The sequence below is a fragment of the Litchfieldella rifensis genome (assembly GCF_042646605.1).
Lineage (GTDB): Bacteria > Pseudomonadota > Gammaproteobacteria > Pseudomonadales > Halomonadaceae > Litchfieldella > Litchfieldella rifensis.
The window spans coordinates 1-11,701 of the sequence record NZ_JBHRUG010000018.1; the positions used below are offsets into that span (position 1 = coordinate 1).

At 57.0% G+C, this 11,701-nt stretch carries 10 protein-coding genes; 3 read left to right on the top strand and 7 right to left on the bottom strand.

Annotated elements, in window-relative coordinates; genetic code table 11:
- The 7 genes from ACFOEV_RS09090 to ACFOEV_RS09120 all read right to left on the bottom strand — a co-directional run.
- The coding region (locus ACFOEV_RS09090; protein WP_386773162.1) for a phosphoadenosine phosphosulfate reductase domain-containing protein at positions 1-176 on the bottom strand (176 nt) is incomplete at its 3' end.
- A 91-nt stretch (positions 177-267) separates the two neighbouring features.
- A complete protein-coding gene (gene cysQ, locus ACFOEV_RS09095) occupies positions 268-1,107 on the bottom strand; it encodes a 3'(2'),5'-bisphosphate nucleotidase CysQ (RefSeq protein ID WP_386773164.1) in 840 nt (279 codons plus the stop codon).
- Positions 1,107-2,441 carry a lipopolysaccharide biosynthesis protein gene (locus ACFOEV_RS09100; protein WP_386773084.1) on the bottom strand — a complete coding sequence of 445 codons (1,335 nt, stop codon included), beginning with the start codon at positions 2,439-2,441 and terminating at the stop codon, positions 1,107-1,109. The genes cysQ and ACFOEV_RS09100 overlap by 1 nt, the downstream gene beginning before the upstream one ends.
- Positions 2,442-2,520: 79 nt before the next feature.
- Positions 2,521-4,284 (bottom strand): SLC13 family permease, encoded by a 1,764-nt coding sequence (locus ACFOEV_RS09105; RefSeq protein WP_386773086.1) that lies wholly within the window; start codon positions 4,282-4,284, stop codon positions 2,521-2,523.
- Positions 4,285-4,528: 244 nt separating this feature from the next.
- Positions 4,529-6,715: a polysaccharide biosynthesis tyrosine autokinase gene (locus ACFOEV_RS09110; protein WP_386773088.1), complete on the bottom strand. Its 2,187-nt coding sequence runs from the start codon at positions 6,713-6,715 to the stop codon at positions 4,529-4,531.
- Between the two features lie 149 nt (positions 6,716-6,864).
- On the bottom strand, positions 6,865-7,311 hold the full coding sequence (locus ACFOEV_RS09115; protein ID WP_386773090.1) for a low molecular weight protein-tyrosine-phosphatase: 447 nt from the start codon (positions 7,309-7,311) through the stop codon (positions 6,865-6,867).
- Between the two features lie 5 nt (positions 7,312-7,316).
- Positions 7,317-8,441 carry a polysaccharide export protein gene (locus tag ACFOEV_RS09120; protein WP_386773092.1) on the bottom strand — a complete coding sequence of 375 codons (1,125 nt, stop codon included), beginning with the start codon at positions 8,439-8,441 and terminating at the stop codon, positions 7,317-7,319.
- Between the two features lie 1,433 nt (positions 8,442-9,874).
- On the opposite strand from ACFOEV_RS09120, the gene ACFOEV_RS09125 reads away from it, so the two are divergent.
- The 3 genes from ACFOEV_RS09125 to ACFOEV_RS09135 all read left to right on the top strand — a co-directional run bounded on the left by ACFOEV_RS09125 (position 9,875) and on the right by ACFOEV_RS09135 (position 11,599).
- On the top strand, positions 9,875-10,114 hold the full coding sequence (locus ACFOEV_RS09125) for a hypothetical protein (protein ID WP_386773094.1): 240 nt from the start codon (positions 9,875-9,877) through the stop codon (positions 10,112-10,114).
- Positions 10,115-10,218: 104 nt separating this feature from the next.
- The gene (locus ACFOEV_RS09130) at positions 10,219-10,773 is read left to right on the top strand and encodes a YjbF family lipoprotein (RefSeq protein WP_386773096.1); all 555 of its coding nucleotides are present in this window, start codon (positions 10,219-10,221) and stop codon (positions 10,771-10,773) included.
- Between the two features lie 34 nt (positions 10,774-10,807).
- Positions 10,808-11,599, top strand: a complete 792-nt coding sequence (locus ACFOEV_RS09135) for a capsule biosynthesis GfcC family protein (protein WP_386773166.1) — start codon at positions 10,808-10,810, stop codon at positions 11,597-11,599.
- The last annotated feature ends 102 nt before the right edge of the window (positions 11,600-11,701 follow it).

Here is an 11,701-nt window from a genome sequence, read left to right on the forward strand (position 1 = left end):
GGCGTGCCGGGATAGAAGGCCTTGCGCGCCAGGTGCAGCATCACCGAGGAGTCCTTGCCGATCGAGTACAGCATGACCGGGTTACGGAACTCGGCGGCCACTTCACGGATGATGTGAATCGACTCCGCTTCGAGCTGTTTCAAATGCGTTTGGCGTTCGGGGGTAATCTCAGTCATCGATCATTCCTTGAAAAAGTGATTAGCGGGAAGCTTGAAGCTGGAAGAAAAACCACTGGCTGCAACCTTAGGGTTACTTACAGCTTGAAGCTTACGGCTTAAGGCTGGCTCGAAGAGCTTTTTCCCAACGTTCATCCCGCTGGCCACAGGCGATAAACCAGGGGTTGAGTACGCTATCCTGCTGGTTGCAGCGCAGTGGCTCGAGCGTCTGGGCATTGAAGACTTCTCCACCGGCGGCCATGACGACAGCTTGTGCGGCGGCGGTATCCCATTCAGACGTGGGGGCCAGGCGCGGATAAAGGTCGGCAGCGCCTTCGGCCACCAGGCAAAGCTTGAGCGAACTGCCCATGGAAACACGCTCATGTCGAGGCAACTGAGCGCAGAAGGCCTCAAATTCGGCTGAGCCATGGGAGCGACTGCCTACGACTTTCCAAGCCGCTTGTTCAGGATCGGGCAAACCGCGCACATTGATAGGCGTAGCCTGGCCATCCTGAACCTTCCAGGCACCTTCGCCCTGTTGGCCCCACCAGGTAATACCCAGCGCTGGTGCGTGAACGATACCGAATACCGGCATATCCTTTTCGATCAGTGCCACATTCAGGGTGAACTCACCGTTTTTCTTGATGAATTCCTTGGTCCCATCCAGCGGATCGAGCAACCAATAACACCCCCAACCCTGACGCGTCTCGAATGGCACCTCACCGGATTCCTCGGAAAGGATCGGGATCCGCGGAGTGAGTTCCTCAAGCAGTGCCACCAAGGCATGATGCGAGACCATATCGGCTTCGGTCAGGGGGCTCTTGTCGGCCTTGGTTTCCACCTCGAAATCTCGCTTATAGACTTCAAGTACCTGCCAACCAGCAGCTTCCACGCCGGCCAACAGCGCCTGGCACTGTGTATGATCAGGACGATAAGCGTTGGATTGATGCATCAAGTTGCCTCCTGCGTATCGGTTTTCATCCATTTGAGTAAATTGGGCGTCGGCAGCATCCAGATTCCCAGCTTGCGCCACACGAACAACAAAGCCGTCAGATTCTGCAGCACCAGTACCAAGGCTAATGCCCAAGCGGCCCCCAAGGCACCAAACGGCGGGATCAGAACAAGGAACATCGACAGCCCCAGGGCGTTGCAACTCAGGACGATATTGCGCATCAGCTTTTCGTGGCCGGTCATATTCAATAAAAAGCCCACGGAACCAGTCGCGACATTGATCAATTGAGCCGAGGCGATGATTCTTAGCAGGTTTTCAGCCGCAATGAACTCTGCCCCGAACAGGCCCAGCACCTGCTGTGGAACCAGCAGACACAGCAGCCACATGGGGGCAGCAAGCGCCAAACCCAGTAACACCCCTCTGCGAGCAAGAGCGTCCAGTCTTATCATGTTTTGCTGGCGATAAAGAGCGGCAAAACGTGGCGGCAGAACCGCATTGATGACCAACAGGATAAAGTTGATCAGCAGTGCCGTACGCTCGGCAGCCTTGAACAAGCCGAGATCGGCATTGCTAAGTAACCAACCGGCAATCAATACACTCACCACCTGCTGCATCAACTGCGCCAGGCTCAACACGAAGAAGGCCCGCGAACTCGTGGCAAACTCCTGTTGAGTCACCGAATCGTCCGTTCCGTGAAGGTTCTGAGACTGAAGCCAGCACCAGGTCTGCCAGGCGCCCTGGACCAACACCAGCCACGCTGCCAGAGCAAAAGCCCAACCGGCATTGGCAATCCCCACCAACGGCCATAATGCGTTCAGCCCCAGTACCAAAGCGCAAGCGACCAGCGAGATGCTGCCATTTTCCAGCAAGCAGGCCGTGGCTGGCCGACGAACTCCTTTCATGAAGCCCCCCAGCACGGAGGCCAAGGTGTAGGCCGGGATGACGAGAGAAATACCCACCAGCACTCCGGGTAGCGCTTCGGCATCGAACCAGCGCCCCAAATAGCCACGCAGGAAGAAGATCGCCACCCCCGCCACTAGACTGAACAAACCAGCCTTGTATAGCGCCCAACGCAGATAGATCGTGATGACCCGGGCCTGATGATCCTGCCCCACATAGCGCATCAAGGCATTGTTCATGCCATAGCGCGCCAGAATCCCCGCCCCCATGTAAAGGCTCTGCGCCAAGGCGAACACGCCAACCCCTGCCGGGCCATACAGGCGGCCCAGAACCACTGCCAGCAACAGCCCACCCAAAGCGGCAATACCGCGGGCAATGAAGGTACGCACCAAGGAGATCACCAGCTCGCCTTTCAGGCGTTTGGCCAATTGCATCGATAGCTCCGGAAATGGGCCATGAATAACCGCCGCTCAATGGATGGCACTGCCAGGGGAGGTTGTCGAGACCTTACCCTCAGAATGGCCAGACCATGGGAATCAACGCCACCGCGGTACTACCCACCAGCAGGCTAAGCGGCAGGCCAATACGGAGATAGTCGACCATGCGATAACCGCCGGGGCCATAGACCATCAGATTGGTCTGATAGCCCAAGGGAGTGATGAAGCTGGCAGACGCCGCCATCATGATCGCAATGGCAAAGGGCATGGAGTTGACACCGAGCTGCTCCGCCACCGCCATGGCAACGGGGAACATCAATACCGCCGCGGCATTGTTGGTGATGAGTTCGGTGAACATCACCGTCAAGGCATAAACCAGTGCCAGCCCCAGCCAAGGGGAGACGACTCCTCCCACCAGCAAGCCAGCAATGGCCTCGGCAGCGCCCGTCTTTGTCATCGCTGCACCCAGTGCGAAGGAAGCCGCGATTACGATCAACACTTGGAGGTTGATATAGCGGCGTGCCTTGCTGGCGGTGATACTGCGGGTGATCAGCATGACGCCGGCAGCCAGGAAGGCCGCTTTGAGAATGCTCAGCACCCCGAAGGCACTAAGCGATACCATGGCACCAAGTACCATCAGTGCCAGTGGAGCTTTACTATAGTTAGGCGGAGTGGAATCGTTGAGTGCGCTAACCAGCAGGAAGTCCTTGCGGTAGCGATACTGATCGACGAAATCCTGCGCGGTTTCCAGCAACAAGGTGTCGCCAACACGCAGCTTGATATCGCCGACCTTGCCCGGCAAACGCCGCCCCTCGCGAGAGATCGACAGGATCACTGCCTGGAAGCGCGAACGAAAGCGCGACTCACGGATACTCTGGCCCAGGCCGGCGAAGTCAGGGCCTATCACCGCCTCCACCAGGCAACGGCGGTGATGCGCGATGTCCAACTTGTGCACGTCGCCATTGGCCGGTTTCAAGCCATGGATCCGGCGCAGCTCGCGCGCACACTCCGGGGCCCCGATGAAGACCAGAATATCGCCGGCTTGAAGCTCGGTTTCCGGGGCAACCACGGTCAATAACCGCTCGCCACGTTGAATTTCGGTCAGGTAACCGTGGCGCAGGTGGCGAAGTCCAGCCTCCTGAATCGTCTTGCCCACCAACGGTCCTGACGACTCGACCAGCACCTCGACACAATATTCCCGTGCCTGGTCGAACTGTTCGATCACGCTATCGCGGTTGGGCAGCAGACGATCGGCGAACAGCCACAGAAAGGCACCACCCACGAGCAGCAGCGGCACCCCGACCCGGGCCAGTTCGAACATGCCCAGAGCAATGCCCGTCTGGCTTTGCAAAAGGCCATCGACCACCAGGTTGGTGCTGGTACCAATCAGGGTACAGGTACCGCCGAGAATGGCGGCGTAACTCAGAGGAAGCAGTAACTTGGAGGGAGGGAGTCGGAGCCGGTTGGCCCACTCCTGAACGGCGGGGATGAACATCGCCACTACGGTGGTATTGTTCATGAAAGCACTAAGGCCGCCGGCCGGCAACAACATGCGCAACTGGGCCCGCTGGAGGCTGTGTGGCTGGCCAAGCAGACGGTGGGCGATCCACTGCACTGCACCGGTCTCCTTGAGGCCGGCAGCGACTACGTAGAGAGTGGCGATGGTCATCACACCGGGATTGGCAAAACCCTGCAAGGCCTCTCCAGGGGTCAGCACACCGGCGATGACCAAAGCCGTCAGCGCCGCCATCAACACCACGTCCGGCGCGATGCGTGTCAGCACCAGACCAGCGAGTACCGCCACTACGACGGTTATGGAGAAGTAAGCATCCCAGTCCATTGGGGGCCTATAGGTTGATTGAAGATCGGATAGAGCAGTCGCGGCTACTCACCCGCGCTGCATCGTCTTGTCACAGTCGAAGATATGCTTTTCGGCAGGCGTGCCAGACCAACCCGATTCTCTAGCGCTCTAGGGCGCCTATACCAGGGCTGGAAGAGAAAAGTACCGATCCAGGCGCTTTTTCTCCCATCCTCTTTCTTTCATCTTCTTTCTTTTTATCTTTCTTCTTTCATCTTCCTTCTATTTATTTATACGAATAACTGTAATAGCCGTAGCCATAACTGGTTGCGGCCTTGTGCTCCATGGCATTGAGTATGCAACCTTTCACTTCCACGCCGGCATTTTCCAGGCGGCGCTGGGCAACGCTGATTTCCTTGGGCGGATTGAGCTGGAAGCGGGCTATCATCAGGGTGGTTCCGACCTGTTTGCCAACGATGGCGGCATCGGTTACCGCAAGAATCGGGGGAGTATCGGCGATGATCAGGTCGTAGTCCGGGCTGACCTCATCCAGCAGGCGGGTAAAACTTTCCCGCATCAGTAGTTCCGAGGGGTTGGGCGGGGCCATACCACGCGACATATAGTGCAGCCCCTCGATTTCACTGGTCCGAATGGCGCCTTCCCGATCGATCGTGCCAGACAACAGCTCGGAAAGACCATACTCGGACTTGCCACCAAAGGCCGTATGGACATGGCCCTTGCGCATATCAGCGTCGATCACCAGCACCTTCTGCCCCCCCTGGGCACACACCGCCGCCAGATTGACAGAGATGAAACTTTTGCCGATGCCCGGGCTGGGACCAGTGATCATCAGACGGTTGTCACTGGTTTCCAGCATCGCGAAGTGCAGACTGGTACGCAGGCCCCGCAGGGCCTCGATGGCGGTATCGGAAGGACTGAAATGCGCCAGCACCCCACTGGCGACGCTCCGCGCCGAAACATCACGGCGACGCTTGACCCGCTTGACCAGTTTCTGCTGGTCCTCGGAAAGCGGGACCGTGGCATACACCGGGATGCCAAGTTCCTCAAGCTGCTCGGGGCTTTCCACACCGCGATTGAAGGCAGCACGCAGCAACACCCCCCCCACTGCCAGCAACACTCCCAGCAACGTTGCCACCGACACGATCAGCGGGTTATTGGGAGCGACCGGGGCAGGGAGAATATCAGCCTCGTCGAGGATACGAACGTTACCGACGGTACTGGCCTGGGCAATCTCCATTTCCTGCACTTTGTTGAGCAACTGGACGTAGATTTCCTGATTGACCTCAACATCACGTCTCAGCCGCAGAATCTCCTGCTGAGTCTCCGGCAGAGAACCGATGCGCTCATTGAGCTCATTGCGCTCGCGTTCCAGTTGCCCTTTCTTTTCCAGCAACGCGGCATAAGTCGGGTGGCCCGGTGTAAAGCGCTGGGCAATATCCGATTCGGCGAATTCCAGCTCATTGAGCCTTCCTTCCAGATCGACCAGCCGCTCCAGCACTGACTCGGTTTCCAACGTCATATCGACACTTTCCTGCTTAGTGCGATAGCGGTTGAAGCGATCCTCCGCTGCCCGCAATTCGCCGCGGACCTTGGGCACCTGCTGATCAAGAAATTCCAAGCTTTTGCGCGCTTCCTCCGACTGACGGCGCACATTCTGCGATAGATAGATATCGGCAATGGTATTGAGGGTGACCTTGAGCGCTTGGGAGTCGGGGCCAGTCAACGACCAGTTCAGGATGCCTGTCTCCGAGCCCTGCTCACTGATCGCTAGCGCTCGACGTAGTTTGATAAAGGCCTGCATACGGTTCTTGCGGGTGACCGAGAATTGCGCACCTGGTGCCGCTGACAGCGACTCGAGGCGCAATGCCACGGCGCCGTCCAGGAAACTCTCCAGTTCGCCGACACGACCTTCCCCCAGCCGTTCCCCATCAAGGAACAGAGCATAGCGCTGTTCATCCAGTGCCTCGAGGATGAAGGATTCTCCGCGGTAGTCATCAATGACTGGCATCTCACTGACCTCGAGACTCTCCCCGGCCCAGGTACTGGCCCATCCCGCCGCGAAGCCGGGGCGCTCGACCCCACTGCGCACCAGGAAGTCGCCGATCAGTGGCAGCCGTTGGGGCTCGACTACGATGTCCAGGTTGAGCAGGTCCACCGTTTGGCCCAACACCATGCGTGAGCGAATGATCTCGATTTCGGCCTGCGACGGTGGTTCGCCCCCCAGCAGGGTGCTCACATCCTCGAGCGGATTCACCGAAGGTGACTCCTCCTCGACCTGCACCAGTGCCTCGGCGTGATAGATCGGCGTGGCCAGCAGCGTATAAATCACGCCTATGGTGGTAAATATCGCAGTGATCATTACGATCAACCACTTATGGTCCATTAGCAGACCGATCAGACGGCCCACATCGATTTGGTCCTCAGCGGGTTGTGAGGCAGGCGTTTGCGACATACGAGTACCTAAAGAAAATAGGAAAGAGGTCGATATCCGACTCCGTGGAAATGTATTCAGGCCCGATGCGTTTTTGTGTAGCGAGCAGCCGGCACACTCGAGTCACACTCTCGATTAGCGGCTCGATGACTAGGTTAGGCGTTGCCGACCTATCGCAGTTTCTGCGCCCACGCGACGGCGGCTTGGGTCAGCAATTGATGCACGTGGGCAAAGACCTCGGGACTCTTGCGGTAGGGATCGGGGATTTCCATTCCTCGACGCTGCTCTCCTTCCAGCCAACGGCCGTATAACATGGTCTTACCCATGGCGGCTGGAGATAGCTCACCAATGGCTCGTCGCTGGCCTTCGCTCATCACCAGGATCAGATCGGCATCTTGCAACATTTCCGGAGTGACTTGCCGTGCTCGGTGAGCACCAAGCTCTAGGCCATCGGCTTCACCCAAGCGGGAAGCATGGGGATCGACGCCCCGCCCAACGAGGGCGCCAAGGCCAGCCGACTCCACTCGCTTGGCAGGACAAAGCCGTTTGAGCAAGGCCTCCCCAACCGGGCTGCGACAGACATTGCCAGTGCATACCACCAGGATGTGATCAAACATGGTGCTTACCGACCATTCAAATCATTAGCCGCATCAGTTGCGTAACCAGGCAAGCGAGCCGACGGCAGCAGCAGGCTGATCACGCGATTCCAGCGTGCCAGCGGAGCCGTGGTGACATAGACCACATCCTGGGGCTGCAGCAGGAAGTCGTTACCCAGCGTCAAGGCTGCGGCATTTCTGATGTCCAATTGGTAGACGGTAGCCAGCTTGCCGCTATCCGGGCTCTGACCGCGAATCACGAAGATTCCCGAGGGCTCGGCGCTCTCCTCCAGAAGCCCACCGGCGCGACCCAAGGCATCCGTCAATGAGACGGGCTCGTTACCCAGCGTAATGTTGCCCGGGCTGAGAACCTGCCCCATGACCGATACGATCCGGTCTTCCGCAGTCGGCACATGCAGCACATCACCGTCCTGAAGCAAGCGGTTCTGGCTTTGATCCCCTTCTCTCATCAAAGCATACAGCGACACTGACGTTTCGACACCATCGCGGGTCAAGATGACGTCATTCCAGTTGGCATGCTCCTCGGCCCCCCCCGCTTGGCTTATCGCATCCGCGATGGTCATGGGCACGTTGGTGATCGGCAAGGAGCCAGGCTCGGCAACGGCACCATTCACATACACCTTCTTGGAGTAGAAGGCCGCCACATCGACATCGACCTGCGGTTTGGCAATCACAGACGTTAGCCTCTGGGTCAAATCATGGCGAATCTCTTCGAGTGTCTTGCCGGCAACGTCGACCTTTCCGATGTAGGGATAAAAGATGCTGCCATCGCTGCGCACTCGATTGCCCGCCTCCTCGGCACTACGCTCGCCACCGGCGGGAATGGTCAATTCAGGATGGTCATAAACGGTGATGGTGAGCACATCCCCGGGGCCGACCAAATACTCATATGCATCAATCTGTTGCCGAAGCTCGGGCGGCATGCCCGTAGCTGCATCATCCTTTTCTAGCATTTCACGGTAAGAGGCCACCAGGCCTGGGGTTATAGGCTCGATATCGACCAGATCATCGATGGGAGCGCTATCGGTCTTGTAGTCGATATGACTACCGGGCGCCAAGGCGCAACCAGTCAACGTGCTGGCAGCCAGTATGGCAACGGGCAACCAGCGGCGACGGAGTCGTAGGGTCATTGGCACATCCATGCTGAAAAAGTCCGGGCACGCTACCGCCCCAGGGTGTTACGGCTCAATCCCTGAGGCCCAATCAACGATTTGTTATTTGCCTTTATCTCAGCCAATGGGTGGGGGTATCGCTTCCAAAACCCCACCTGCAAGCACGATAAACAACAAACTGCCTGTCCGTGGCTCCTTCCTGCCGATACGGACGGGCACTCCTTCTCCGCCTTCCAGTAGCGAATCAATTGCCCTCTGTATTAATTCCTTCAGGCGAGGCAGATTAGTTTTGCCATACCTTACACGGAAACCTGTACCAATCAAGATATGACATGCTCACTTTTGCTAGCATCTGTTACATGATTATGACGCCGCGATTTTCGGTGTCTCCAAACAGAAACATCCATACCTTCTGGAAGGCAATTCACGCCACTCACTCGACATGAAAAACAAAAACATTTTATATATCAATAGATTGAAATGAAAAAGACAAAGAAAACCACAGACCAATTTCCCACTACTCAAGTACCATTCACGATATTTCGCGACTACGACTGTTGCCATATGGCAACATGGAAATTGAGTCACATCTTCTCTAAATGGTCATGAAATTCTCATACCACATTCCTGAGTCCCATCTCGTCGAACCGACCATTATGCAGTTCATCCAGCTCGCCATCCCCTCTCATTTGTATATATCACAGTACGAAAAACCCCACATGCTGCGATGCAATAAAAAACAAATGGAAAAACTAATATAACGAATAACTACATTTCTTAATAATCTTATACAGATTTCACTGGAAAGCTAATCTAGAGATTATTCGCTGGAGATTGAAGAACAGGAATGGCCGCATCTTCCCTATCACTGGCATCTTTTCAACGATGATGACTAGGCATCGGCAGCCATGGCGTCTCGCTGGTACCGCCATTGATACCAGCAGAGACACCATTGACGCCTTCAAGAACGAGGTGAAAGCCACTTTGAGACGAAGGGAGGACGGAATCGGGATCGAGGAGCAGCCAAGCGTTGCTTGTGCACTGCGACATTCTCGACGATACTGCCTCACGCATTTGGCAGTCTCACCGCCTGGCATCCGGTCATTTACTCGAATTCCATGGATGCGACCGCCTCAAACTGATCCATCATAACGGCATGATAATAAAGATGTTTTTTCATATCGTCGCTGGCTTTTCATTCCATGAAATGTACCGATTCCTACTTGGTGACCGAGAACAATCTCAACCATTTCTGGCGTATTCAGCAGCACAATTGATAGCAGCGACACGACTACCAATACTCACTAAAAATTAACAATCAGATAACGCTTTAGTCTTGGCACGCCAACAATCATGTCCATTATGATCGTTGCTGGCGTCTTGTATCTTTTTTCCTTGGCGTTCGGCAAATTTGGTGTAATTAGAAAATCCACTGAGGGAGGGATAGTCCAATGAAGAAGATTCTAGCTTCTGTTGGAATTGCTTCGATGCTGCTGTCACCACTGGCAATGGCCCAGTCGGCGACAGGTGTCGCAGCATCAGGCGGCGCTGCTGGCGGTACCGCGGCTACTATTGCCACAGGACCACTGACCGGTACCGCCTTGGCCGGGGCGATCGCCGCCGGCATCGGTGTTGGGGCTGGTACCGGCACTGGTACCGGTACTGGCACCACTGGTACTACCGCCAACTGATGCTGTTTGGCAAACCAAATCGACAAGGCCGCCAATTGGCGGTCTTGTCGTGCCTGACCTGGTCGTTGGCCGGATGCTCCACGCATGGCATTGGCAGCGCCCCTATGGCCCCCGAGCTATTCGCCCTGTTACCTGGCCAAGGTGAAGAACTCAGCGCTCACGCCGAAGCCCTACCTTATGCCTCATTGACAGCAGGCATGAATGGCAATGAGGCACTGCTGGTCATGGCCTACCAGGTAGGCCCGGACACGCTGTGGCAGGCACAAGACCGCGCCACCTTGCAACTGCGCCAAGGTTTTCCCTATAGCACGGCTGGCTTCAATGCCGAATTGTTGAGCCTGACCTACCCATCGAGCGAGCAGTGGGAAGCTAGCGACAGCGGCCATCCCGTCAGCAGCCATTGGCGTGATGCCGACGGTAACGAACACTATCTGTCAGGCCAGGTCAGCCGCCGTTGTGAAGCAGCTCGGCCGCAAGAGCTCCCCCTGGCGACTCTCGAGCTGCAGCGCTGTGAAGAGCGGGTGGAATGGTCCAACGGTGACAACAGCCGCAATATCACCTGGCGCGCCCCAAATGACCAACGCCTGTGGGCGGGTGATGTTGAAGCCTGGCCAGGGGCCTCCCGCCTCGAATGGCAAGTCGCTCGACCGTGGTGGTAGATGGCAACCCAGACAAGAGTACGACTTCGTGGAAATGATACCGAGCAGGACGCTCTTCCCCATCCCTTGTGCCAAATTCACCAAGTGGTTGCCTTGTTTGTGCGCCCTGGTGCTCTCCAGCCCACTGGTCGCCGAGACGTCCACGCCCCAGCAAGACGTCCCTACCCTGCTGGATGCCTGGCTATCGATGGAGACGCTTCCCGAAGGTCAGGCCTTCTACCTGCGCAGCGCTGATATCGATGTCTTGGAATGGCAAGCCCTCCGCTTGCAAAAGGAACTGGCCGACCAGATCGATCGCCAGACTCAGGCTGGCGCAACCGATCTCGCCGAAGGTCTGGCCCAATGGCAAAGGCAACTTGTGGAGCCTGCCACTCTGCGCACGCCGGTACGTGCCGACCTGGTCTTGCTGACCGCCAATCCACGACTTGCGCCACGGCTATCATCGCTGGATTCTTATGGCGCCTGTCGTATCCCCGACTGGCTCGAGATCTGGAATTTCAGGGGAGTGACACGACTCGACTGGCAACCTGGCAGCCGCCTGATCGAAACCCTCGAGCGTATGCCACGTGACGCCTACCGCAGTGCCGATGACGCCAAGGTCATCACTCCCAGTGGCACTACGCACACCCAAGGCATCGCCGCCTGGAACGAAGAAGATATCCCGCTGACACCTGGCAGTCGCATCATTATCGAGCTTTCCCCCGACAACCCCTCGATGCGCTGGATCAACGACCACCTGCCCGCTTACCTGGCAGCCCGAATGCCCGGCAACGACTGCACTCTTTACACTCCGGATCAGAATATTGCGCATGACGATGTCCACTAAGCGTCGCCCCTTCGCACTGTTCCCAACACCAGCGCCACGTTCAGCGGCATTTCCCGGCTTGTTGCTGACCAGCTTACTGCTGGCCCCCATACAGGCCCAGGC